17 protein-coding genes are annotated in these 25,495 nt (G+C 55.7%); 10 read left to right on the forward strand and 7 right to left on the reverse strand.

All coding sequences use genetic code 11. The features are described from left to right. Positions 1-142 precede the first annotated feature (142 nt). The 3 genes from B2310_RS10225 to B2310_RS10235 form a co-directional block, all read right to left on the reverse strand. Positions 143-883, reverse strand: coding sequence for a hypothetical protein (locus tag B2310_RS10225; protein ID WP_290731166.1), 741 nt, complete (start codon positions 881-883; stop codon positions 143-145). Then, complete coding sequence (locus tag B2310_RS10230; protein WP_290731169.1) at positions 880-1,947, reverse strand: hypothetical protein; 1,068 nt, start codon at positions 1,945-1,947, stop codon at positions 880-882. The genes B2310_RS10225 and B2310_RS10230 overlap by 4 nt, the downstream gene beginning before the upstream one ends. Positions 1,948-2,086: 139 nt before the next feature. Further along, positions 2,087-3,766: an ABC-ATPase domain-containing protein gene (locus tag B2310_RS10235; RefSeq protein ID WP_290731171.1), complete on the reverse strand. Its 1,680-nt coding sequence runs from the start codon at positions 3,764-3,766 to the stop codon at positions 2,087-2,089. A gap of 117 nt (positions 3,767-3,883) precedes the next feature. Between B2310_RS10235 and B2310_RS10240 the strand changes: the two genes are divergently transcribed. Then, entirely contained in the window at positions 3,884-4,420 is a 537-nt protein-coding gene (locus tag B2310_RS10240; protein ID WP_173366008.1) for a PEGA domain-containing protein, read from the forward strand. 160 nt (positions 4,421-4,580) lie between these two features. Here B2310_RS10240 and B2310_RS10245 read toward each other — a convergent pair whose 3' ends face one another. Beyond that, positions 4,581-5,795: a hypothetical protein gene (locus B2310_RS10245; protein WP_290731175.1), complete on the reverse strand. Its 1,215-nt coding sequence runs from the start codon at positions 5,793-5,795 to the stop codon at positions 4,581-4,583. A gap of 1 nt (position 5,796) precedes the next feature. Beyond that, complete coding sequence (locus B2310_RS10250; RefSeq protein WP_173382092.1) at positions 5,797-6,789, reverse strand: DUF6175 family protein; 993 nt, start codon at positions 6,787-6,789, stop codon at positions 5,797-5,799. Between the two features lie 276 nt (positions 6,790-7,065). Here B2310_RS10250 and B2310_RS10255 point away from each other — a divergent pair, with 276 nt between their 5' ends. The 7 genes from B2310_RS10255 (at position 7,066) to B2310_RS10285 (ending at position 14,334) form a co-directional block, all read left to right on the forward strand. Further along, entirely contained in the window at positions 7,066-8,010 is a 945-nt protein-coding gene (locus tag B2310_RS10255) for a hypothetical protein (RefSeq protein ID WP_290731178.1), read from the forward strand. Positions 8,011-8,040: 30 nt separating this feature from the next. Continuing rightward, the gene (locus tag B2310_RS10260; RefSeq protein ID WP_173366004.1) at positions 8,041-8,769 is read left to right on the forward strand and encodes a response regulator transcription factor; all 729 of its coding nucleotides are present in this window, start codon (positions 8,041-8,043) and stop codon (positions 8,767-8,769) included. After that, positions 8,751-10,598, forward strand: coding sequence for a sensor histidine kinase (locus B2310_RS10265; protein WP_173366003.1), 1,848 nt, complete (start codon positions 8,751-8,753; stop codon positions 10,596-10,598). Before B2310_RS10260 ends, B2310_RS10265 begins: the two co-directional genes overlap by 19 nt. A 66-nt stretch (positions 10,599-10,664) precedes the next feature. Then, positions 10,665-12,002 (forward strand): ATP-dependent 6-phosphofructokinase, encoded by a 1,338-nt coding sequence (locus B2310_RS10270; RefSeq protein ID WP_173366002.1) that lies wholly within the window; start codon positions 10,665-10,667, stop codon positions 12,000-12,002. Between the two features lie 24 nt (positions 12,003-12,026). Beyond that, positions 12,027-12,170, forward strand: a complete 144-nt coding sequence (locus B2310_RS10275; RefSeq protein ID WP_173366001.1) for a hypothetical protein — start codon at positions 12,027-12,029, stop codon at positions 12,168-12,170. Between the two features lie 6 nt (positions 12,171-12,176). After that, positions 12,177-12,938 (forward strand): hypothetical protein, encoded by a 762-nt coding sequence (locus B2310_RS10280; protein WP_290731182.1) that lies wholly within the window; start codon positions 12,177-12,179, stop codon positions 12,936-12,938. Positions 12,939-13,221: 283 nt separating this feature from the next. Then, positions 13,222-14,334, forward strand: coding sequence for a hypothetical protein (locus B2310_RS10285; protein WP_173382090.1), 1,113 nt, complete (start codon positions 13,222-13,224; stop codon positions 14,332-14,334). A 138-nt stretch (positions 14,335-14,472) separates the two neighbouring features. Here the strand turns inward: B2310_RS10285 and pta are convergent, their stop codons facing one another. Continuing rightward, complete coding sequence (gene pta / locus B2310_RS10290; RefSeq protein ID WP_290731185.1) at positions 14,473-15,861, reverse strand: phosphate acetyltransferase; 1,389 nt, start codon at positions 15,859-15,861, stop codon at positions 14,473-14,475. Between the two features lie 259 nt (positions 15,862-16,120). Here pta and B2310_RS10295 point away from each other — a divergent pair, with 259 nt between their 5' ends. Further along, entirely contained in the window at positions 16,121-19,816 is a 3,696-nt protein-coding gene (locus B2310_RS10295; RefSeq protein ID WP_290731188.1) for a fibro-slime domain-containing protein, read from the forward strand. Positions 19,817-20,050: 234 nt separating this feature from the next. Next, positions 20,051-23,728, forward strand: coding sequence for a fibro-slime domain-containing protein (locus B2310_RS10300; RefSeq protein WP_290731191.1), 3,678 nt, complete (start codon positions 20,051-20,053; stop codon positions 23,726-23,728). A 72-nt stretch (positions 23,729-23,800) separates the two neighbouring features. Here B2310_RS10300 and B2310_RS10305 read toward each other — a convergent pair whose 3' ends face one another. Next, positions 23,801-25,336: an Rne/Rng family ribonuclease gene (locus B2310_RS10305; protein ID WP_173366049.1), complete on the reverse strand. Its 1,536-nt coding sequence runs from the start codon at positions 25,334-25,336 to the stop codon at positions 23,801-23,803. Between the last annotated feature and the right edge of the window lie 159 nt (positions 25,337-25,495).

The following is a 25,495-nucleotide window of genomic DNA, read 5'->3' on the forward strand; positions in this document are numbered from 1 at the left end:
TTTTCACTTTTTTTGAAAAAACGGGTAAAAACCAGTTTAAAAACCCTCTATCAACAAATAATTCACAAAAATCTAGTGTACAAGACCGTTTCAAGGGAGTCGAAAGCGCAAAAAAACAACCGCACACCACGAAAAAAAGCCCCTACTCCTTCCAGACGCTCCTTTTTTGCGGCCTTTCGCCGTTGTTTTCCATGGGAGACAAACGAACTTGCTCCAACGGAGAACCTTTCACAACCAGATGCAGGAGTTTTTCAGACAAACTAACATTCGCCGTACGTCCCATTTCACCCCGGACGTCCACCTTGCCGTACGCAAGAACCTTGCCGCGCTTGACATCGGTAATGGAATACTGGGCCTTCACCGTTTTTACACCCGTTGTATCAGCACGTTCGCTTGCAACAATGACGACTGGCGATATCACCACCGCGACTTCTTCCACGTCATCCCTGTATTTTTCGCGAAGCACCGGCACCTCGACCGAATCCGCATCTGCGCCATAGCGATGCCACTGGGCGCGCCGTTCCAGCGCAAACGCAGAATCATCGACGCTCATTACTTCCGCACGGACGCTAAGCGTCGCCGCGGCATAATCCATCTGCTGCTTGAACCAGCCGCTGAAATTGCCGCCGTATTCAGGCCACTCTTTTTTGAACGACAAATACCCGTCGAACATAGGCTCGGAATACAATACCGTAACACTGCGCGGGACTCCGTCCCATTCGGGATCCACCCAGCCGCCAGCCGGCACATGGTCCCTATAGTAGGAATCTTGCGTGTAGTTCATCCAGTCAACGGCGAGTTTCATTACCGTGGTACAGCCACTCAGCACACACGTCATTAAGAACAACATAATCACAAACAAAGGAGCAGTAAACTTTTTCATCGTCCACTCCTTTTGGGCGCACCGAAATGGACCCCGGCAGAAAGATTCAACACCTCGACCAGGCCGCCCTTGTTGCGACCGTCGATCTCGAAGGAGGAATAGCGCAAGGAGAACTGCGCCCGGATATCGATATCAAGGACATTCGTCACGGGAATGAAGCCATCGACCTGCACGCCAACGAGCATAGTTTTTGACGACGGAATATCGTCTACATCTTTCATTTTCAAATTTTCACCGACCATCCCGAATATCACATCCGCCGAGAAATATTTCCATTCCATGAAGGCAAAACCGCCAGACAGCGCCATGGAAAAATGACTGAAGTCGTCACCGGAAATAGAACCAACCTGGAGCAGGAACAGGATGCGCGACATCTGCCATTCGGCCATGATGTTGAACCCGGTCGAAGGCTCCAGTATTTTTTCCAATCCTCCGGAATACATCGCATAGGAATACCCGCCAAGCAGCGTCCAGTGCATCCACTTGGGAGCCACGGACAGATGCTGATCCTCGGCAGCCTTCGCCGTCTCGGGGCTTGCTGGAGGCACCCAACCAAGGTAAGGGCTACCGGGATAGCGTTTGCGAAATTCATTCCACTCCGCAATAGAATTGCTATAGTCCATCGGTTCGCCACCGCCATAGTTCAGCGCGAGGCGTTCCAGGTATATGCCGTAAAATTCGCGCGTCTCGCGCGGGACATTCCTCACCGCCATGGCAAACCGTAAATCGCGATGGTTCACGTTGATGGCCAGATGACGCTTTTCGAGCAGACATTCCCCACCAACAACCTGCAGTTTTTCGCGGACCGCCACAATGGAATCGTGTTTCGCGAGCAGAAAATCTATATGCTCCCAATACTTCGGCTTGTCTATGGCATCGGCATCCTGGATAGCCCTGCTGTACAGGAGGAATTCCTCTTCATAAGAAAGGAGAACAAAACCGGCAGGCGGCGCGAGGCGTTCCAGTTCCTCGACAGCCCTTTCCGAGGAATACCCGTAAATGGCATCGCGCTTGGCCTTTTCCAAACTTGAATCGGCAGCATAAGCCACCTGTGCAAGCAGCACAAGGCTAAATAGAACTAAACAAAGCTTTTCTCCTCTGGACATGATCACACCTTACCGAAAAACTAATAGGAGGCCCCGAAAACAACTCGAAGACTCTATTAGAATATATATCAACGTTGCAGATTATGAATGTAATTCGTCAGCGTTTTGCAGCGGTCAGTCGGAACGCCACGCAGGCGATATCGACGGCACGGGACAGGCTCATCTCGCGGCTCATGCCTTGCGGCAAGTTGCGAAACCCGACATTGCAAATCGTGTCGCAAAGTTTCTGCGCCGCACCTGCGACAGAATCGACAGGCGAGTCTCCCTCGGCATTGCTCGCGGCATTCTGGAGCATGTTCAAAAGCATGAAACCGGCACCGAAACGTTGCTGTTTATCTACCAGCGTCACAAGTCTCGATGTGTCGGCCACAAGGAAGCCTATCTGCAAAAGCGTATCGCCCACAAGCTTCACCTTCACCTGGCGTTCCACGGCAGAGGCCGGACGTACAAATTTCTGAAGGGGCTGCATGTAGGCAACAAAGGGGCGCTTCACCGGCATCCCGGCGGGCACCAGAGCAGCCGCGGCTTCATTGAACCTGGCGCACTCCGCCCTGTAATTTGCCATTACAATTATGTTGTCTGCAAGGTCAAGATAGTCACCGCAGGCGCCCGCGACAAGAATAAAGTTCATGCCCGCAGAAGCGAGCTCGCGAATGCGGTCGGTCAGCGGGATAAGCGGCTCGCGCTCGTCGCCCAGCAGTTTGCGTACGCGCATGTCGCGAATCAAGAAGTTCACCGCAGAGGAATCCTCGTCGATGAAGAATGTTCTTGCACCCGCCTCCATGGCTTCGAGAAGGTTCGCCGCCTCGCTCGTGGAACCCGAGGCCGACAGCGTATTGAAATCCTTCGTGCTGATGCCACCCGGCAAGTCGCGGACAAACATCGAGAGGTCCGTACCGCGAACGCTGCGCCCGTCTTCCACACCCACACGGAGCGCAGTCTCGTCAACCACGATTCCCTCGCGACCGTCACCCGGCACATGCGGGTACACCGCCCGCGTCAAGGCCTGCAACAACGTGGATTTCCCGTGGAACGCGCCGCCGGTAATAACCGAAATTCCCTTGGGGATTCCCATGCCGCGAATTTTGCGTCCGCAAACATCCAGAGTCACAGCCATCTCCGCAGGCGAGGCAAACGGCACGGCTCCCTCTAGAGGCATTTCGCTCAGGCCCGAAGCCCTCGGAAGAACCGCCCCGTCGGGCACGAACGCGCAAAGCCCGCGAGTATCGAGCTGCTCCAGAATTTCCTTGCGTTCGGCAAGCACACGGTAGTGTTCCAGCATCTGGGGTTCGTCCGCCTTGCTGAAATACAGCCCCGCCGACACAAGGTCAGGCAGGACCATCGTCAAGATTTCCGCCGCAGGTTCCGCCTGAATCTTGCGGCCCTCGCCCGGGAGCCTCACCTGCAAGCACACACGAATTTCGCCATTGTCTATCCAAAGGCTATTCCGCACCAACATCTCGGGTCCGGCAGAATCGAACAGGACCGCGGCATCTTTCCCGGGGAACCTTTCCTGCACCAGGCGTCCCAGTTTACGGTATAGAAAATCGCTCAGCGCGAGCCTGCGTTCAAAGCTACCGCCCCATTCCGACGCATACCCGAGCGTCGAAAGAGCCGCTTTGAGAATAACCCTCGAAGGCGGCGCATACGGATCTCCCTGCACATGGATAAATTCCAGCACAAAGTCGCCAAAATCCCATGGTTTTTCAGCGAGGCTCTTGTACAGGCCGTAGTTCTTGCCGCTCAGAATGCGGATTTTCTGGTATAGGGCTTTCATAAAAATTGGCTTTTGGGTGTCTCTTAAAAGAATTTTACCTACAAAATATTATAAAACTCTTCCCACTTCAAGGAAAACTTTATATTTTAGGGGTAAACGTAAATAGGAGTAACACTAATGAAGAAACTTTACATCCTCGCCCTTTTGGTGGCATTCCTTGTCTCGGCCGCTGTCGCAGACGACGACCCGCCTCCCCGCGGAAAGCCCGCAACCGTTACCATCATCACGAACCCGCCCAACAGCGAAGTGTACCTGGGTAACGAACTCCTCGGCAAGAGCCCCATCGAGAACATGCAGGTGCAGTCCGGTCGCCAGACCCTCATCGTCATCGACCAGGGCTACGAACTGGTGAACCAGCGCGTGAACGTGTGGCCGGGCAAGGACAAGCGCAACACCTTCGACTACGGCACCAAGATCCCGAAGGGCCACATCGAAGTGACGACCATTCCGGGCAAGTGCCTTATCTATGTCGACGGCGAAAACTCCGACAAGACCGACGGCGCAGCTCTCACCATCCACAACCTCGACGCAGGCGACCACCTCGTGCGCGCAGAATGCTCCAACCGCAAGTCCGCCGAAATGCTCGTGACCGTGAAGGGTGAAGAAACCGTCAAGATTACGCTCGACGCTAGCGGCAAGAAGAAAAAGAAGTAATCGTCAAAGCACCGCGGGTGCACACGAAGAAACTGCAAAGGACGCCGGATGGCGTCCTTTATTGTATATACGAGGCAAGCTCTTGCATGCCAAAATTTTTTTTCATCGCTTACGCATGTGTATGCGCGAGGCAAGCTCACGCTTGCCGAAGTTTCTCGTTTTACTTTCCGCAGGTAGCCTTGACCTGCTGTTCCAGTTCCTTGAACTTGAGTTTGCCGATAGCCTTGGAAACGGCTTCGCTTTCCGTCTTCCCGACACCCTTGGAACTCTTCGAGAAGCTGACCCTGTCACCGGAAACGGAGATGGCGACATCAAATGACAGGAGCTGGTTCAGGGAACTCTTGGGAGTCGACTTTACCTCCGCGGCGAGGAGCGGGTAGCGGGAATCGTTTCCGACGAAGATGGATTGCTTGGCCATCTGGTCGGTAAGCGCCTTGCATCCGTCTGCATTGCCCTTGCAGTCAAGGCGCACATTGCATGCCGGCAGCTTAACCTCGTACTGGACCACAAAGCCCTGGGCCATCCCGGCCGCCTTCAAGATATCTTTCGGGAAGTTGGGAACCAAGGTCAAGGTATGTTGGCCAGCACCGAATTCCACATTCTGGATCGTGAACACGGCAACGCCCTGATCCTGGGTGCGACGTTCGGCGAGCGTCTTGCCATTTTGCACGGCCTTCAGCGGGAAATCCGTCACGATTCCATTCGCATCCGTAACCGTCACGTTCAAGTCGGTGATGATATCCTTGTCGATAACCAGGCGCGCCGGTACGGATTGCACGCTGATGTTCGCGAGGCGCGATGCGATAGCGGCCTTGAGACCGGGAAGATTGTGCTTCAGGTTGAACGATTCATTCAGGGTAAAGACCTTGGCAAGTTCAGCCTTCAACTGCGCATACGGCTGCAGGAGAGCCTCTGCCGCGGCGAGGTTGCGCGCAGCCTCGTCATAGCGGGAAGCGTCCAGGGCGGCGCGGCCGGCAGCTTCAAATTTCTCGAGCTTTTCTTTTGCCGTCGCCATCTGCAGGCGGATGTTGTTCGTCATCTCGTCGATATCGAGCGTGGCCGTCGCGCGGAAGCGCTTGCCTTCCTTCGGGAGCGGAGTCACCTTGATCCACTTGAGGTCGACATCAGTCTTCACGTTCTTGTTGGACGTATAGGTCTGCGAAATCTTCTCCTTGCCTCCAGCGGACACATCCTCCGTATAGAGCTTGTCATCGGTCTTGACCGTCGATGAAACCTGCTTTGCGACACCGGCCATCGCAGTATTATTCGCTTCTTCCTGCGATACGGCAGAAGATGCCGTATAGGTAATGACCTTGCCAGCAAAAGCAGCAACAGAGAACGACAACAGCAAAATCGCAATTTTCTTGATGTTCATCTTACTTCAACTCGATAAGAATAAGTTTCTTGGTGATGTTGATTTTCTTGACTGTCACCGAACCCTTCATGCCGCGACGGACGTAGCTGTAGACTTCCTGCGAATCGGCGAACTTGTTCATGTCCGCGAATACGGTCAGGTCGATAGTCTTCGATGTCATCACGTTCACGCTAACACGCTTGAAAGCCTTCTTCAGGAGCTGATCTACGTCATCCTGGATATCCTCGACACGCTGTTCATCGAACTCTCCCTGGAGTTTCATGATGACCTTGTACTGCACGCCGTTCTTACGGTCCACTTCCCAGTAACCCTTGATTTTCTTCTCGAGGCCAGGCATGGCGCGTGTAGCGGCGGCAAAGACTGCGTCAGCAATTTCGCCACGGGAATTTCCCGAAACCATGGCCTGGCTCGTCTGGCTTCCCAGAAGGCGCGCGGTCGCGGCCTCGTAGGCGCTCAGCTCAATCAGCACGACTCCCTTTTCGATGGATGCCGCAAACTTGACGTAGATATCGGCACCGAGAGCAAGACTTGCAAGATAGGAGAGGTCCTCGTCCGTCTCGGCGATATCCTGCTGCATCTGGATGACCTCGTTCAATGTCTCCTGGCCCTGCAGGGACTTGACTTCGTACTGGCGCTGTGTCAAATAGCTGTTGATGGCTTCGGTCGCCATGCGGTTGTTGGGGTTGCTCTGGAAAGCCTGCAAATCACTCATGCCCTTTGCCTTCTGGGCCGGGACGACGAGAATTGTAGGCATGTGGAAGTCCCCCGCATAGGAGGAATTCGACTGCGAAACCGGCCTCTGGGCCGATGCCGGAGCCACCGCCTGCTGCTGGGTCCTCTGTGCGGGAGCCGTCTTCGGGGCGGGCCTTTCCACCCCATCCAATTCGTCATACGCACGGGAAGCGTCGCGCTTGGTCTCCGTTCGCGATGGAGCCCCGAACGAGAGGCCGACCAGGCAACCGAGGAGAATTATGTATTTTGCGATATTTCGCATATCACACCTTCTTTCAAACATCTTGCGATACACCGGCTACCCCTGCCAAACCGCATCAGGGGTCACCCTAGCATCTTAATAGATAGTAATATATACTTTTTTTCACATTGTCAGAGAAAAATGATACGAAAAGTGTGATAAATATCCTATTTATCCGATAAAAGGACTCGGAAAGAAGGCTTCTGGCCCATTTTCTTGTTTTTTCGGACATTCGAGTGTCCGTTTTTTGATTTTTTTTTCTAGTTTCAAGTTTGAAAGTCAATCCAAGGAGTCTATATGAACTTCAAAGCAGTCCTTGCGGCAGGCGCCCTGCTTGCAACACAGTCTTTTGCCATCATCGGCATCGGTGCTCACTACACCCCCAATTTCGGGACGAAGATGACCGGTTTCTCGGCCACCCCAGACAGGTTCGGCAACAGCGTCGACGTTTCCGATGCGGGCGAAGTCAAGCTGTGGCACGGTGGTTTCAACGAGATGATGCACGGTTTCGGCTTCAAGGTGTGGGTGGACATCCTCCCCATCATCGACGTGGAAGCGACATTCAACATCCAGTTCGGCTCCTACGACGCATCGCTGTTCATGCTCGACCCGAGCCTCGCCCTCAAGAGCGCCATGGGCATGGGCTCCGGCGAAGAATACAAGCTGGAAGACTACAAGCAGATTGACCTCGAAATCGAACTTGGCGGGACCCCGTTCGGCAAGGCGAACCCGAAGTTCGTGCAGATGAACGGCGACATCTCCATTACCTACCCCATCACGTTCATCCCCATCATCCGCCCCTACATCGGCGGCGGTCTCACCTACTACATGAACACGTTCATCCTGAACCAGAAGTTCACGAAGCGCGTCGTCGGTGACACCTACAAGACCCTCATCGACACCTTCAAGGACGAAGCGGAAAAGAAGGTTAACGACATCATGAGCGACCCGACCAAGCTGCTCGACCCATCCGCAGACCCGACTTCCATGGCGATGCCCGACCAGGCCGACATCATGAAGACTGTCTCTGACGCCATGGTCGAGAACCTGCAGGATGCCGCCCTCGAAGAAGGTCTCAAGACCAGCATCGGCGGACATATCCTCGTTGGCGTGCGTGCCAAGCTCCCCATCATCCCGATCGCCGCATATGCAAACTTCAAGTACTACTTTGGCGGAGACTTCCCCGAAGAAGTCGAACCGGGCAGGATGGCCGCCGAAGTCGGCGTCGGCTTTGCACTTTAATTTTAAGGAAGGAATACAAAGGAATCAAAGATGGCTCTCAATCCAAGCAGCACAAGCATCCTCATTGTTGAAGACGAAATTGCAATTGCCGAAGGTCTCGTGGATCTCTGCGAACTCAACGGCTACAACGTAAAGCACGTGGCCGATGGCGAAAGCGGCCTTTCCGAAGCCCTCTCCGGGCAATACGGGCTAGTCCTCCTCGACGTGATGCTCCCTGGAATGAACGGTTTCGAAGTCTGTGACAAGATTCGCGAAAAAGACAGAAGCCTCCCCATTATCATCCTCTCGGCAAAGAACACCGACGAGGACATCATCAACGGCCTCAAGTTCGGCGCCGACGACTACATCCCGAAGCCGTTCTCCGTCCCCATGCTGCTCGCCCGCATCGAAGCGGTACTCCGCAGGAGCAGGCAGTCGCTGGAAAACGAAGGCAAGCTCGCCGCCGGCAACCTCCGCGTGAACTTCCGCGAATACGCAGGAACGCGCGGCAAGGAAGAACTCGCATTCACCCGCAAGGAAATCGAAATCCTCGAATACCTCTGGAACAACCGCGACCACGCAGTGCCCCGCTCGGAGCTGCTCCGTGAAGTCTGGGGCTACGAGAATGCCGAATCCGTGGATACGCGCACCGTGGATATCCACATCACCAAGTTGCGCAAAAAGATCGAGGACGACCCCTCGCACCCGAAGCTCCTGGTCACGTTCCGCGGCGAAGGTTACCAGATGCGGTCGACGCCTGAATGCACAAAAACCGCTTAATTGCAATATTCGTTGCCATCTTCGTTGTCATAGCGGTGCCCATCGCGGGGCTCCTCTATGACTCGTACCTGCACATGCAGGACGACACCAAGGCCGAGTGGGCCATGCACGCGAACCAGGTGCTGAAGATGGCGAACAACCGCATCAAGGACGACCTCTCCATCGAAAACAAGCGGTCGTTCATGGAATACCGCTTCATCAAGGTCGCAAAGACCATCTCGGCGGGCGAACAGCCGACCTATTCCGACCTAGCCCTGAACTACCCCGTAGTTTCGTGCGACAACGACTCCACAAAGAACGACTACTGTAGCCAGTACACAGGATTGATCGGGCATTTCCAGATAGACCCGGACGGCGTTTTCAGCACGCCCTATCTGCCGGCAGGTGTGCTCGGCCAAGTGCAGCTCGAAAACCGCGAAGTACGCGAGTCCCTCCAGAACAAGCTCAAGTTCATTGTCCGCGACATGGGTATCAAGAACAAAAAGGCGACCGCGCAGGATTCACTCAAGAACTCGAGCGCGCTCGACCAGCTCGCAAACGAAGTGGACCTCTCCAAGCGCAAGAAGGGACGGAAGACGCGCGTGGAAAGGACGTCCGAGCAGGAGCAGTTCGCATTCAACGTTGAATCGGCCAAGAGGGATACATCCGGTCTCTACCGCATATTCCCCTATGTCGGCACGATGGACATCTCCATCGAATCGTTCCAGGTCGAACTGGACAGCCGCCACATCGTTTTCTACAGGAACGTGCTGCGCGGCGAAGAAAACTTCGTACAAGGTTTCGTCGTCGACATCCGCGAATACCTGAAGAGCATCGTAAGCCTCGAAATCAGCGAGTACGAGAACAGCGACAACCACCTCTCGCTCCGGTTCTTCAAGAAGGGTGAACAGGTCATCTCGTTTGGCGACAGGAACAACAAGACCCTCAAGGTGTTCGAGGAACCGCTTGCCGAACCGCTTGACGGCATCACCCTCGCCATGTATATCGACCAGGACGCCGAGAAATCCAGCGACCACGGCCAGGTCATATCGAACGGGAACTTGCTCATCCTCATCGGCGGCATCATGTTCCTGTTGCTCGGGGGCGGCCTCGTCTCGATTTACCGGCTCACCCAGAGCCAGCTCAACCTCGCCCAGAAGAGGCAGGACTTTATCTCGGCGGTGAGCCACGAGCTCAAGACTCCGCTAACCTCGATAAAGATGTACGCAGAGCTGCTGCAGAATTCGTGGGTGGCGAACGAGGAAAAGCGGCACAAGTACTACAACCTCATCGCAAGCGAAGCGGAACGACTCACGAGGCTCATCCAGAACGTGCTTAACTTGTCCAAACTCGACGGAAACCGCTGGACCGTACAGCTGCGGCAAGACAGGCCCAAGGCCGTCCTCGACGATTTCGTCGCCACCTACACGCGCAACGTGGAGAAGAACGGGTTCTCGCTTACGGTCACCTGCGATACAAGCGCAAGCGAAGTCTCGCTCATGATGGACCGCGATGCCGTAATGCAGATTCTCATGAACCTGGTGGACAACTCGCTCAAGTTCTCGAAGAATGCCGACTACAAGATGATCGTCATCGAACTCAAGAAGGAAGGGAACCACGTGTACCTCGCCGTGCGCGATTACGGCCCCGGCATTCCGCCTTCCGAAATGAAAAAGGTGTTCCAGGAATTCTACCGCGTCGAAAACGAGATGACGCGCGAAACCAAGGGCACGGGCATCGGGCTTTCCATGGTGAAAAAACTCTGCGCACTTTCGGGAATGACCATCGAACTCGAGAACGCGGGGCCCGGATTGAGGACGAAAATACACTTCCCGCCCGCATCCGTCTAGGCCCTTTTTTTGTATTTTAAGGTAGGTTCCGCTAAAGGAACCTCAGAACGCAACAAGGATTAGGCAATGACACAGGAAGACATTCTCCAGAACCCGGACCAGTACGACCTCTCCATCGAGACCGTCGGCAAGGGGACACTTCGGTCGCCCATGAAGGGCATACAGTTCGTTTCGGAAGAAGACCGCATTAGCCTCACCACGGATGTAAAGCGCATCCATGAATTTTACGAGAAAGGCATCGCCATTCCCTCGCTCGAAGCGGCCGGCCCGCGCGAGACCATTTTCCATGACCCCGCCTGGACACGCGCGGGAATCGTCACCTGCGGAGGCCTCTGCCCCGGCCTCAACAATGTCATCAAGGGCCTGGTACAGGTGCTGTGGTTCGACTACGGCGTCCGCAACATCTTCGGCATTCCCTACGGCTATCGCGGACTCAACCCCGCCTACGGATACTCGCCCATCGTCCTGAACCCGGATGTCGTGGACTCCATCCAGGAAGACGGCGGCACCATCCTCGGAAGTTCCCGCGGCACGCAGGAACCCGCCATCATGGTAGACACCCTGATGCGACTCAACATCAACGTTCTGTTCTGCATCGGCGGCGACGGAACACTTCGCGGGGCGCATGCCATTGCCGAAGAAGTAAAGAAGCGCAGGCAGCCCATCTCGGTTATCGGCATCCCGAAAACCATCGACAACGACCTGAATCTCATCGACCGCACGTTCGGTTTCGAAACCGCCGTGCTCTCCGCGACCGACGTGATAACGAGCGCTCACAACGAAGCGAACGGGGCGTTCAACGGGCTCGGTCTCGTGAAGCTCATGGGCCGCGACTCGGGCTTTATCGCCGCCTATGCCGCCCTTGCAACGACCGTCGTGAACTTCTGCCTCATTCCCGAAGTACCCTTCACGCTGGAAGGCCTCTTCAAGGCTCTCGAGAGCCGCTACGCAAGCGGCAAGACGCACGCCGTCATCGCTGTCGCCGAGGGCGCCGGACAGGAACTATTCAAGGACCAGGAAGAACGCCGCGACGCCAGCGGGAACATCCTCAAGAACGACATCGGCGAGTTCCTCACGCGCAAAATCAACGAACACTTCAAGAAGGTCGGCAAGGAAGTGAACATCAAGTATTTCGACCCGAGCTACATGGTGAGAAGCATCCCCGCGAAAGGAACCGACGCCATTTTCTGCTTCCAACTTGCTGAAAGCGCCGTGCACGCAGGCATGGCCGGCAAGACCGACATGGTGGTGGGCAGCATGAACGAACAGTTCAGCCACGTGCCTATCGAATACGCCGTAAACGAAAGGAAGAAAATTGACCCGAACGGAACACTATGGCACGCCGTTCTCGGCGCCACACGCCAGCAGGACTATTTCTCCGGCAAGGGCAAAGGCAACAAGTAAACGTATTTTTATTAACTTTACCGCATGCTGAAAAAAGAAGAAAGACTCCTCATCCGCACCTCGCTCATGGAATACCGCAATATTTTGTTCAAGACATACCACGGTACAGACGAAGAGAAGGGGCGGATAGCGCAGGTCAACAAGCTCCTGCAAACCTGGAAAGTATAGGACCCCATGGGAATCGGCTTCAAGACTTTATTCGTATTCGCATTGGCAGCCAGTGCCGCGTTCGCAAACGAGGATCTCCGTTTTGCGGATTCGTGCTATGCGGCCAGGGCGGAACGAGCCAAGGGAGACAAGGCCGATTCGCATAATGCGAAACTCATGATCGACGCCTATCACAAGGCCACCAGCGACGCCTCGGTCGAAGAAGCCGCCACCGAAGGCTACGTGAAAAGTCTTTTCTTCTCGTTCCGGTTCGTGCCCTTCGACAAGAGCAAGCGCGCGAGAAAGCTCGATTCGCTCAAGACTGCCAGCGAGGATGCCTACGGCAAGTTCCCGAAAAACAAGGAAATCGCACACATCTATGCATCCGCCCTTTCCATGTGGGGTGCCGACAAGAATCCGCTGCAGGCCGTAAAGGACGGCGTCGCCGCCAAGGTCCGCGATGTCGCGACCGCTGCCGAGGACTACCAGGTGCTCGGACGCGCGCATTTCGTACTGCCCTACATTCCGCTAGTCCTTTCATGGCCCGACAAGAACCTCGCCGACAAATACCTGACCATGGCGCTGGAAAAGGACCCAAAAGACTTGTACAACTACTTCTTCCTTGCAGAGCTTCGCTTTGACCAGAAACGCTATGCCGACGCGCTCGACCTTATCGAACGCGGTCTTTCCCGCGGTATCCGGACAAACTATTTCATGGAAGACAAGCGCGGCCGCTGGCAGCTGAAAGAGCTCAAGAAGAAGATTAACGCCAAGCTCGACAAGAAATAGGGCAAAGCGTCAATTAAACTGGCCATCCCAGCCAGGAGTCCGGTCGCTATCCTCCAACAGGTTTGCTTGTTGACGAAGTTCAACGACCTTCATCTCCGGAGACCGATAATCTCTTTTTTGAACAATACAAGTGTAACAAGACTGCTTGCAGACCTGTTTCCGAGCCGCAGCCACGGACGCTGAACGCGTCAAATAACTGAAAACATAAGTATTCATTGCGGTAGAATTAAATTATATTTATTATACAGCAGAAATTCCAACTTTTCCCCAGGAGACACATATTATGGAAGGAAACGCTACCAACCAAAAAGCCATGGAACTACTCCATGAGGCCGCCTTCACCTCTTCCCTTATCAAGGCCAAGGAACGCGAAAGCGGCATTGTAACAGAAGAAAATATGTACCCGGTCAACAAGAAAGAGACCGACCGCATGGCAGAACTTCTGGGACAAGCCGAAGCTGCTGCCGACAACGCCCAAGACCCGGCATTCGTCGAAAAATTCGACCAGCTAAACGATATCGTACAGTGGTCCTACGCCCGTCATCGCACATGGAAGTTTAGCCTTATTTGTGGCGTCATCCTTTTGGCCCTTCTTTTCCTATGGGCACGCAGCAGCAGTCAGGACTCGGTCCAAACAGCAAAAGACACCATCGCAAAAGTCGAAGCCTGGACCGAAAACGACACCACCATCTCTTGGGAAAAGAGCGGAACGCACTTCAAATACACTGAACTCTTCGTCTCTGCAAACAAATGGAAAGCGAACAAGCTGGCCTCGTATAAAAACAACTACCTCGAGTGCGAAAAGAACCTGAAGACCCTCAATAAGTCTCTTGAAACGGCCACCACCGACTCCAGCAAGAATGCAATCCAAAAGCAAATTGAATACAACACAAAAGACATGAACCAGAGCCGTGCCATTTTCGACAGCATTGCCGCGATGAACTTCCAGCAAATCAAAGCCAGTGTCATCGCGGATGAAAATCGATACATCAAGAGTTCAGAATCCAGCGCCACAACCTACCTGGTTTTCATCATCCTCCTTGCCGTTCTCATCGGCCTCTACATCTGGACCGGTTACCCCTATGGTTACGAAATGACGCGCAGCCGCACCCGCAACAAGATCCTCGAATGGGTGCGCAAAGTCGGTTTTTCATTGGCAAGCACGTTCTTCGGCGCTGGACTTGCAGCCAAGCTCTTTGCCGATGACTATATCGTAAAGACCACATTCATGGACGGTCACACCGAAACCCGCAGGGAATCGGACATTGCCGGCACCTTCTTCAACATTATCATAAAATTCGGCCTCATGGCAGTCGGTGCCTTCATCTTCATATTCATCTCCATATTCATCATCTTTATCGAAACCGCAGCCGGCCTGATAAACAAGATCCGCTAGACGATCGCCAAAGCCATTTACCCAACAGAAAAGCCGGTAGCAAACGTGATGAAAACCCCGAAAGTTGTATCCAACTTTCGGGGTTTTCATCAAAGCGGTGCTTTTAAGCTTTGCACTAGGATGAGCGGTCGCTAGCTCTTAACCAGCCTGCACGGCGGTGAGGGCGATGGTGTAGACAATGTCTTCCACGAGGGCGCCACGGCTGAGGTCGTTCACCGGCTTCGCGAGCCCCTGGAGCATGGGGCCGATGGCGATGGTGCCCTGGGCGCTACGCTGCACGGCCTTGTAGCCGATGTTACCCGCAGAGAGGCTCGGGAACACGAACACGGTCGCGTGACCGGCGACGGTGCTGCCCGGGGCCTTGAGAGACCCAACGCTCGGCACAGTCGCCGCATCGTACTGGAGCGGGCCATCCACGAGCATCTCGGGGCGGGCTTCCTTCACAATCTTGGTCGCTTCGCGCACGAGGTCCGCATCCGGGCCCTTGCCGCTGTTCATGGTGCTGTAGCTGAGCATCGCGACACGGCTGGGAAGGCCGAAGGCCTTAGCGGTGTCGTCGCACTGCATGGCGATTCCCGCGAGTTCCTCGGCGGTGGGGTTCAGGTTGATGGCACAGTCGCCGTAGATGTAAGTCTTGCCAGGCATGCACATGAAGAACACGGAGCTCACGGACTTGACGCCCGGGGCGCACTTGATAACCTGCAGGGCAGGGCGCAGTGTATCGGCGGTAGAGTGGATGGCACCGGAAACGAGGCCGTCGACTTCACCCATCTTGAGCATCATGGTGCCGAGCATTACGTTATCTGCAAGAGCCGCGCGGGCCTGGTCTTCGGTCATGCCCTTCGACTTGCGGAGTTCCACGAGCGTCGGAACGTACTTTTCGGCGAGTTCCGCACTCGGTTCAATAATTTCGATGTCAGCCGGGAGCTGCACGCCCTGTTCCTTCGCGACCTTCAGGATTTCTTCCTTCTTGCCCACGAGCACGGGAACCGCGATACCACGGTCGATTACGAGCTTCGCTGCCTGCACGGTACGCGGTTCGCTACCTTCGGGGAGCACAATGCGCTTCTTCGCCTTGGACGCCTTGAGGAGCAGGCCCGCACGGAACATCGCCTGGCTCGTCTTGCGTTCGGCAGGTTCAGCGGCGAGGTCCTTCGCAAGGCACTTGGGGCAATGCAGCAGGCGGCACGGGCAGAACAGGTCGGCATCCTCGCTATCGGAATAGATCTTCGCGTCGAGCGCGGTCGCGAGGGTGTCGTTGAACTTCTGGGCCATCACGTCGCTCATGCCAACAGCGCCTTCCACCACGACTGCATCCACGGAATCGAAATCCTGCTTAAGGAAGTCGGCGGCAATCTTTTCCATGAGCACGGCGGAGTTGTGCTCCTTGAGTTCGGCAACTGCCTCGGCGCCGTTCACGCAGGGCTTGTAGGTGGCGGACTTGAGGCCGGCGGCGGCAACGGCGTCGACGACTTCCTTGACTTTGGCTTCCATATTTGCGGAAGCAACCAGGTAGACTCGATTCATAGAATATCTCCGGAATAAAACTGATTGTTGAACGTGTAAAAAGTAGGTTTTAACCGCGGAAAAAATTGGGGACCTGTCCCAAAAACGGCACCCTTCGCCCCGCAGTAAACTTTTATTTACATGAATAGGCTGTTTATGCACGTTTTTTGCACGCTTATTTTAAATTGGAACCCTGCCTCCTGTTGCATTTTTACCCAAAATAAGCGATATTTATAGTATCGCCCCACTTGATTGGGATGTGTAATAAGGAGCGATTATTGTGTGGTATAAGGTTATCACTCGTGTGATTTTGTCGACGCTTGTCATGGCAATGTGCGCCATGTCACAGCCCGGGAAGAACAAGAGTTCTTCCTCGGCCGACGTTGCGTCGTCATCGTCTGTCGCCGGACCCGGCGCAGGCGGTTCTACTGTCGTTATCCGGTTCATGCCGAACTGGACCAACACCAACGCCATCTTGAACTACAAGGGCACGGAGACCCCCATGACCGCAGTCAACAACTACTGCGGCTGGTTCCAGGCGACCGTCAAGAACGCCCCCGCAAGCGGTTTCGAGGTCTTGTTCAAGCAGACCATCGGAAACACTTACGTGACCGCGGAAGGCCCGGAGAAGGTGGCGCGCGACCTGCAGCCCGTCGGGACTCCCATCAACCTCGACAGCGTCGCCGCGCTGAACGACACGCTATGGATTATCGGGAATCCCTCGGGACCCCCTGACCTGTTCTCGAAATACCCGAACCGCCTGGGCGACTGCCCGGTCAAGACGCTCTCGGTGATGATGTTCGACTGGTACGACGGCTCGAACAGGGGCGGACGAAACGGCTACGAGGCACGCGGCGTCCCCCAATACGGCGAAGGCACAAACGAAGACTTCGGCAACAGCGGATGCGGTCTCACGAAGGGAATGGTGGAGCCTACGCTCGGCAGCAACGGCGTCCCGGTCCGCGCAAGGGACTTCCCCTCCAGCTGCACGAACGCGACCCACCTCGACTACTGGTTTTTGCCCGAAGTCATCAACACCGGTGCAGACGGCAAGAAATACACGAACGCCACATGCCGCGACCTGGAACTCGAACTGACCGACGACGGATTCTGGCTCGGCCAGCGTGACGACGGCAGCAAGGAAGGCGGGTTATTCTTCCTCGACGACTTCCGCTGGCTCGACGAGGCCGGCACGGTCGAGAACGTGCATTACGATTCCATCAACGGTAACAAGGGCTTCCACAACTTCGGCTTCACCATGAAAATCCAGGCGAAGTTCGAATACGTGCCCGGCCAGTACTTCGAATTCAACGGTGACGACGACGTATGGGTGTTCATCAACAACCGTCTGGTGGTCGACATCGGCGGACAGCACACCAAGGCTTCGGGCTCGGTAGACCTCGACACGCTCGGGCTTGTCGAAGGCAAGACCTACCCGTTCCACATCTTCTACGCCGAACGCAAGCAGACGCAGTCGAACTTCATGATGCGCACCTCCATCGACCTGCGCACCGAGGCAAGCATATTCCTCACCGACACGCGCTCCACGCGGGATATCAAGAACTACGACGTATGGCAAATCGTAAAGAAGGACGCCCTCAGTTGCGACTTCTCCGCGAACGAGCTTGCAGACGTCGACACCGTGGAAGGCCCGTCCAACTACCGCCTTACCGGCGGCAACCTCGGTGAAGCGGGCGTGATGCTCGATACCGCGGGAATGTGGTTCGAGGGCATCTACATCGAAAACAACTGGTACCAGTTCAGCATCGATTCCGCACGCATCGTAGAGAACAACGGGCTTGCGCCGGGCCACTACTACCTCGAGGTCTCGCTCAAGAACAACCCCGAACAGAAGACCGGCGTGTGGATTACCATCCCGCCGTACAAGGTACCCACGCTCGTGTTCGCTACCGAGGAATGGAAGAACCTTTCATCGGAGATTTCGGGCGACACGCTACAGATCGGCCAGTGGGCATACGAGATGTACAAGGTGCAGGTGATGTTCGAGGAAGACTGGGCGCAGGTATCCATCTACAACCAGAACATCAACCTTTCTTCTAGCGACCCAAACATGAAGACGGTAGACGAGAACGGCAAGCCCATAAGCAAGGTCGTGCTCGACTCCATGGGCCGTGCCACGTTCTACGTCATCGCGAATGCACCCGTTACGGGAGCGACGCTACAGGCGAAGGGGGCGGCATCTTCTGCGGCAACATGGACCGACCTCGTGTTCAAGGAACCTCCCATACCGCGGATCTCCAGCGCGATATTCATTGACCGCAACGGCGACGGGCGCGGCGACAGCCTGCACATCAAGTTCAACAAGGAGCTCGGCGGCAAGAACAACCTCGACTCGCTCAAGTTCGCATTCGGCGAAGGCTTCCCGGTACAGACAAAAGAAAACTGGAAGGTCTCCAGCAACAATACCGAGCTTTCCATCGTATCGAGCAACAACTGCGAACCCTACAAGCTCTGCGGATTCAGTTCCCTCATCTTTACCGGCGGCAAGGAAGATATCTACACCGGAAGCATCGACACCTGGTTTACCTACACCGAAGGCGGCAAGGGCTACCACTTCCACATCGCGGCAGACCCGCTCGAAGACGGCGTGAACCCCATCGTCACGCAAGCCGTCAAGAACATCACGAAGAACGGCCACGTGCTGAGCCTCACCTTCAGCGAGGCGATCACCGAAGAGACAAGGCAATACTTCAAGGACATGTTCCGATACGTCTGCGTGCGTGGCGGCGAACAGGTCAATCCCGAAAAGCCCATGGGCATAGACAACGGGACTTCCCGCAGCACGATGGACCTGCTCTTTACCGTGACCACCTACGATGCGGTGATTCCCTCCGTAGGAGACTCTGTCGGCTTTGTCCCCGGCGTAGGAGGCTCCACCACGAATGTCGCCGAAGACATGAGCGGGGTAAAACCGCACAAGTACACCCCGATGGTGCGCATCTCGGGACAGCAGGACATGCAGATTACCGGAACCGACGTGCTCCCGCTCTCGCCGGACAACCCCATCGTGCAGGATCCGACAACCACGCAGCCTAAGCTCATCACCAACAAGGATGCCGACGCGAAACAGGTTTCCGATTCTCTCGGCGTGCAGGGGCACCTGGTCGGTTTCGACGTGGCCGAACTCATCTCGACCCAGACCGCCGAAGAAATCGCGAGCCTCGACAACCTCATCTCAACGCTGCTGAACGGAGGCAAGGACGACACCACGTACACTGTGCTCGAGATTACCAAGGAAGAATCCATCGCCCAGCTCATCGAGGCCATCCAGGCAAGCACCATCAGCGGCTTTAGCGACAAGGCCATCACCGGGTTCATGGATTCCACGATCAACGCCAGCAACTACAAGAAGAAACTGACAGGCGATGACCTCCAGCTGTTCGAAGAATACGTGCAGCGCGGAATCGAAGCGAGCCGAGACACCATCGTGAACATCACGACCGCGGCCGACATGGATGTCAGTTCGCTGTTCCAGGACATTATCGACGGGACCATTTCCGCGAAAGAACTGAAGAAGAACGGCGTGAGCGAAGAGGTAATCGAGGCCATCAAGAACGGGACGATTACCGCAAGCAACATCGACCGCTACCGCGACGGGACGCTCTCGCTCGTCACGCCCGACGACGTGAAGCTTGTTTACGAGACCAAGTACTACTCGCACCTCGGCAACTACGTGGGCGGATCCTCGGGATCCATCCTCTGCTCCGACAAGGAAATCTATGGCGACGCGGGATGCCTCGCGAACCCGGGCAACCTGTTCCTCGCATGGAACATGCGCGCCGACGACGGACGGCTCGTCGGAACGGGCGCCTACATTGCGCGCCTGCACCTGAAAGTCGTCGTCGGGAAGAAGACCGCAACGAACATCACGCGCGACCTCCTGTGGGGCGTGCGCCGCGGAGGAAACAACGGCATCAACCTGGGAGATATCCTGAACGAAAAGAAGAAAAAGTAGCATTACGGAACCTTTTTTCCCTACTGTAAATTTCTGTTAACCAAAGATACACGAAAAATGGCCATTTTTCGTGTATCTCCTTGTGTTGTAAACAATTATATGGTTGCATTTTCGTTTACAATAAGGCATATTTAAGGTATAGTCTATTAATGGGATGTTAAAGGAGTAACAACCGTGTGGTACAAGTCTATCACTAGAGTTTTATTGTTGACGCTTTTTGCGGTAGTGTGCGCTATGTCACAGCCAGAGGGTGGCCGCAGCTCAACAACGGTAATCCGGTTCATGCCGAACTGGTCCAATACCAATGCTATCCTAATCTACAACGGAACAGAAACCATCATGACCGCAGTCAAGAACTACTGCGGCTGGTTCGAGACCAAGGTGAAGGACACGCCCGCCTCCGGGTTCGAGGTGACCTTCAAGCAGACCATCGGCAACACCTACGTGACTGCCGACGGACCCGAGATCGTCCCGTCCGGATCGCTCCCCGTCGGGGCCCCGATTTCGCTCGACACGCTCAAGGCCAAAGGCGACACGCTGTGGATTATCGCAAACCCCGTGGACGCACCCGAACTCTACGCGGCATATCCGAACCGCCTGGGCGAGTGCCCCGTGAGGATCCTCTCGGTGATGATGTTCGACTGGCTGCACGGTGAAGGATGCGACGGAATAGAATGCAAGGACAGCAAGCCCTACGCGAACGGCGCGAAGGACGTTTATTTCAACGACCCCATCTACGCCATCAGCAACGACTTCGGTAGCGGCGGCTGCAGCGGATCGTACAACAACTACCAGAACAACGCGAAGGACCAGCACAACACAAGCTACATGTCGGGCATGGTAGAACAGCAGCTGGGCGCAAACGGCGCACCGGTTCGCGCACACGACTTCCCCGAGCACTGTCTCCTCACCGAGCACCTCGACTACTGGTTCCAGCCCCTCGTCATCGGCAAGGACGCCGCCGGCAAGCAGTACACGAACGCCACCTGCCGCGACGTGGAACTCAAGTTGACCGACAAGGGATTCTGGGAAGGCAAGAAGGACGGCAGCAGCAAGGAAGGCGGGTTCTTCCTGCTCGACGACTTTGAATTTCTTGACGATGCGAAGACCGTAAAGAACATCTTCTTCGACACGGGGACCAAGGCCAAGGACGGCAAGAACCACAACTTCGGCTTCACCATGAAGGTGCAGGCGAAGTTCGAATACGTGAAGGGCCAGGAATTCGAGTTCTTCGGCGACGACGACGTGTGGGTGTTCATCAACAGGCGCCTGGTGGTCGACCTCGGCGGACAGCACAGCCAGGTGCGCGGCTCCGTGAACCTCGATACGCTCGGGCTCGTCGAGGGCCAGGAATACCCGTTCCACATCTTCTACGTGGAACGCCACACCGGTTCTTCCAACTTCATGATGCGCACGTCCATGGACCTGCACACCGACGCAAGCATATTCCTCACCGACACGCGCTCGACGCCACTGCTCAAGAACTACGACGTGTGGCAGATCGTGAAGAAGGACGCTCTCTCCTGCAACTTCGACATGAACGAAGGCGCACAGGTCGATACCGTGGAAGGCCCCTCCAACTACCGTCTCACCGGCGGCAACCTCGGCGAAGCGGGCGTGCTGCTCGACAAGACCGGCGAGTGGTGGTTCGAAGGCATCTACATCGAGGACACCTGGGACAAGTTCAGCATCGACTCCGCACGCATCGTGGAGAACAACGCGCTCGCCCCCGGCCACTACTATCTCGAAGTTTCACTCAAGAGCAATCCCGAACAGAAGGCCGGAGTCTGGATTACCATTCCGCCCTACAAGGTTCCCACGCTCGTGTTCGCGACAGAAAACTGGAAAGAGCTCGGCTCCCAGGTTCTCGGCGACACGCTACAGATTGGCGAATGGGCCTACGAGACCTACAAGGTGCAGGTGATGTTCGAGGAAGAGTGGGCGACAGTCACCCTCTACAACCAGAACATCAGCCTCTCCTCCTCCGACCCGCAGATGAGCATCCTCAACGAAGAAGGCAAGCCCATCAGCAAGGTCGTTCTCGATTCTACAGGAAGGGCGACCTTCTACGTCCGCGCAAACACTCCCATTACGGGTGCGACCTTGCAGGCCAAAGGAACGGCGGCATCGGCGGCGACATGGAGCAACCTAATATTCAAGGAACCGCCCATCCCGAGGATTACCTCTGCCAAGATATTCGACCGCAACGGCGACGGACGGGGCGACAGCGTGTGCATCAAGTTCAACAAGGAACTCGGCGGCAAGAGCAGCCTCGACTCGCTCAAGTTCGCGTTCGGCGAAGGATTCCCGGTGCAGAAGAAAGGCGCCTGGAAGACCCACAACAACAATACGGAAATCACCATCGTCTCCAGCGAGACCTGTGAGCCCTACAAGTCATGCGGCTTCAGCTCGCTCGTGTTCACCGGCGGCAAGGACGACGTCTACACGGGCGCCGTCGACACCTGGTTCACCTACACCGAAGGCGGCAAGGAATACAACTTCCACATCAACGCGGACCCGCTCGAAGACGGCGTGAACCCGATTGTCACGCAGGCAGTCAAGAGCATCACGAAGAACGGCCACGTGCTGAGCCTCACCTTCAGCGAGGCCATCACCGACGAGACCAAGGATTACTACAAGGAGATGTTCAACTACGTGTGCGTCCGCGCCGGCGAAGTTGTAGATCCGGACAAGCCTATCGGATACGACAACGGCAGCAACCGGAGCAAGATGGACCTCCTGTTCTCCATGGCCACCTACGACGCGATTGTCCCCTCCGTGGGAGACTCCGTCGGATTTGTGCCCGGCGTGGGTGGCTCCACCGTCAATGTCGCCGAAGACATGAGCCAGAACAAGCCGCACAAGTACACCCCGAAGGTAAGAATCTCGGGCGACCAGGAAATGGAAATCACGGGTCCCGATGTCCGCGGAATCAATCCCGACAACCCGATTATCAAGGATACGACCACGACGCAAACATTCCTCGTCACGAACAAGGATGTCGACGCCAAGTATGTTTCCGACTCTCTCGGCGTCCATGGGCACCTCATCGGTTTCGATGTCGCGGAACTCATCTCCTCGCAGACGGCCGAAGAGATTGCGGCACTCGACGCCCTCATCACGGAACTCCTGAACGGGGGCAAGGACGACACCACCATCACGGTCACGGAGATATCGCGCGAGGAAGCCACCACGCAGCTGATTGAGCTTATCAAGGAAAGCCAGGTGACCGGATTCAGCGACGAAGTGTTCAACGGGATTCTCGAAGGGACCATCACCGCCGACAACTACAAGACCAAGCTCAAAGGCGATGACCTCGCGCTCTTCAACGAATACGTGGAAAGCGGCATCGAGGCGAGCCGCGACACGGTCTACGACATCAAGTCCGCCGCCGACAAGAACATCGGGAGCCTCTTCCAGGATATCATCGACGGGACCATCACCGAAAAGGAACTCAAGAAAAACGGCGTGAGCGACGAAGTAATCGAGGCCATCAAGAACGGCACCATCACGGCAAGCAATATCGACCAGTACCGCGACGGCACCCTGAACCTCGTCTCACCCGACGACGTAAAGCTCCAGTACGAGACAAAGTACTTCACGCACCTCGGCCACTACGTGGGCGGGTCCTCCGGCGTCATCATGTGCTCCGACAAGTCCGTCTACGGCGAAGAAGGATGCCTCGTGAACAACGGCAACCTCTTCCTCTCCTGGAACATGCGTTCGGACAACGGCCGCCTCGCGGGAACGGGCGTCTACATCGCGCGCCTGCACATGAAGATTATCGTCGGCAAGAAGACCGCATCGAACATCACGCGCGACCTGCTCTGGGGCGTGCGCCGCGGCGGCAAGAACGAGATTGACCTCGGCTCGATGCTTCCGAAATCTTCCAAGAAATCCCGCAAGAAATAATATTCTCTCTCATTGAAAATTAAGGGCTTGCGGTCTTGCCGCAAGCCCTTAAATTATCACCCGGGGATTATCCTATACAAAGTTGTACAGGTCGGTGATATCCTCGTTGTTCTTGTCGTACACCCAGAACTGGTTCGTATGCGCATGATCGTCTTCCACGAGGTTGATCTTCATGCCGTGCTTGTATTCCAGGTAATGGAACATACGGCCGAGGTCCTTGCAGAACACATCGACAAGCGGCGTGCTCACCACGAGGGTCACTTCGCGAAGCTTGCCCTTCGCACGGGCGCGGGCGAGCCAGCGGTCAATCATGCCGAGCGTAGATTCGAGAGTCGGGATACGGCCACCGCCATGGCAGACAGGGCAGAGTTCCGTCTTCTCGGTCATCAGGTTCACGCGGACGCGCTTGCGGGTCACTTCCATGAGGCCGAACTGGCTGATGGGAGCCGGGCTGATGGGAGCCTTGTCGCGGCGGATAGCCTTGCGGAATTCCTGGTACACCGCCTCGCGGTCGGCATCGGTCTCCATGTCGATGAAGTCGATGATGATGAGGCCGCCCACATCGCGGAGGCGCAGCTGCTTCGCAATCTCGTGGCAGGCGTCGATGTTTGTTTCGAGGATGATCTTGCTCTGGTCCTTGCCGTGCACCTTCGGTCCGGTGTTCACGTCGATGGAAACTAGCGCCTCGGTCTGTTCGATGACGAGGTTGCCACCGCGCGGAAGCGGGACCTGGCGCTGCAGGGAGCGCGCATAGTCGTTCTCGATCTTGAAGTATTCGAACAGGCTCTCGCTAGAGCTCCAGAGCTTCACCTTGTCGAGCTTGTCCGGAGAAAGCACCTTGAGGTAATCACGGAGGGCAAAGTATTCGTCGCGGTTGTCGATATACACGTAGTCCGTGTTCTCGCCGAAGTATTCGCGAACAGTCTGCTCGATGGAATCGGATTCCTCGTAGATGCACGTTTCGGCAGGCATGGTCTCGAAGTTGTACTTCGTCTGTTCCCACTTGCTCTCGAGTTCGCGCATCTGCTTGCTGATTTCGAATTCGGATTCGTTCAGGCCGTTGGTACGCACGATGTAGCCCACGTCGCGGCCCTTGAGGCGGCGGACCACCTTCTTGAACTCGCGGCGTTTGGACGGGTCGCGCAGCTGCTTGGTCACGCCGATGAAGTTCGTCCCCGGCATGCACACCAGGAAGCGGCCCGCAAAGCTCAGGTGCGTCGTCAGACGGGCGCCCTTGGTGCTAATCGGTTCCTTCACGACCTGGACCATGATTTCCTGGCCTTCCTTCAAGATCTCGTCGATGGAGACCTCCTTGGAAGAACCGCCCTCGTCGTCATCGTCGCCATATTCGCGGCGAAGCGACTCGTTCCTGTCCATGGCGTCGTCCTGATGGAGGAACCCGGCCTTCTCGAGGCCGATATCGATGAACGCGGCCTTCAGGGCGGGGAGCACCTTCTGGACGACTCCCTTGTAAATATTGCCCAGGACTCGAGTAGACGAGACGCTCTCCACGACAAGTTCCGCAAGGTCGCCGTCTTCCATGATAGCGATGCGCTTCTCGTAAGGTGTCTTGCTAATCAAAATCCCACGCTTACACTTATTTGCCATAAAACTCCTAGAAGTAAATGCAAAACCAATAAAACTTATAAATCCCTAAAAAGCCCTCCAAAAGTATGGAGCGCTTCCGAGTCCCGGGGGATTCCTTGCGGAAAGTACCGAAATTCCACCCCACGGAACCTAGAGAGCCAAAATATAACAAGACAGGAA

The sequence above is a fragment of the Fibrobacter sp. UBA3629 genome (genome assembly GCF_002374005.1).
In the GTDB taxonomy this organism is placed as follows: Bacteria; Fibrobacterota; Fibrobacteria; order Fibrobacterales; family Fibrobacteraceae; genus Fibrobacter.

Excerpts from the sequence above, each read along its gene's own strand:
- B2310_RS10305 (WP_173366049.1), bottom strand. The coding sequence starts at position 25,336 with ATGGCAAATAAGTGTAAGCGTGGGATTTTGATTAGCAAGACACCTTAC.
- B2310_RS10265 (WP_173366003.1), top strand. The coding sequence starts at position 8,751 with ATGCACAAAAACCGCTTAATTGCAATATTCGTTGCCATCTTCGTTGTC.
- pta (WP_290731185.1), bottom strand. The coding sequence starts at position 15,861 with ATGAATCGAGTCTACCTGGTTGCTTCCGCAAATATGGAAGCCAAAGTC.
- B2310_RS10235 (WP_290731171.1), bottom strand. The coding sequence starts at position 3,766 with ATGAAAGCCCTATACCAGAAAATCCGCATTCTGAGCGGCAAGAACTAC.
- B2310_RS10225 (WP_290731166.1), bottom strand. The coding sequence starts at position 883 with ATGAAAAAGTTTACTGCTCCTTTGTTTGTGATTATGTTGTTCTTAATG.
- B2310_RS10300 (WP_290731191.1), top strand. The coding sequence starts at position 20,051 with ATGTCACAGCCAGAGGGTGGCCGCAGCTCAACAACGGTAATCCGGTTC.
- B2310_RS10245 (WP_290731175.1), bottom strand. The coding sequence starts at position 5,795 with ATGAACATCAAGAAAATTGCGATTTTGCTGTTGTCGTTCTCTGTTGCT.
- B2310_RS10275 (WP_173366001.1), top strand. The coding sequence starts at position 12,027 with ATGCTGAAAAAAGAAGAAAGACTCCTCATCCGCACCTCGCTCATGGAA.
- B2310_RS10270 (WP_173366002.1), top strand. The coding sequence starts at position 10,665 with ATGACACAGGAAGACATTCTCCAGAACCCGGACCAGTACGACCTCTCC.
- B2310_RS10240 (WP_173366008.1), top strand. The coding sequence starts at position 3,884 with ATGAAGAAACTTTACATCCTCGCCCTTTTGGTGGCATTCCTTGTCTCG.
- B2310_RS10285 (WP_173382090.1), top strand. The coding sequence starts at position 13,222 with ATGGAAGGAAACGCTACCAACCAAAAAGCCATGGAACTACTCCATGAG.
- B2310_RS10280 (WP_290731182.1), top strand. The coding sequence starts at position 12,177 with ATGGGAATCGGCTTCAAGACTTTATTCGTATTCGCATTGGCAGCCAGT.
- B2310_RS10250 (WP_173382092.1), bottom strand. The coding sequence starts at position 6,789 with ATGCGAAATATCGCAAAATACATAATTCTCCTCGGTTGCCTGGTCGGC.
- B2310_RS10260 (WP_173366004.1), top strand. The coding sequence starts at position 8,041 with ATGGCTCTCAATCCAAGCAGCACAAGCATCCTCATTGTTGAAGACGAA.
- B2310_RS10255 (WP_290731178.1), top strand. The coding sequence starts at position 7,066 with ATGAACTTCAAAGCAGTCCTTGCGGCAGGCGCCCTGCTTGCAACACAG.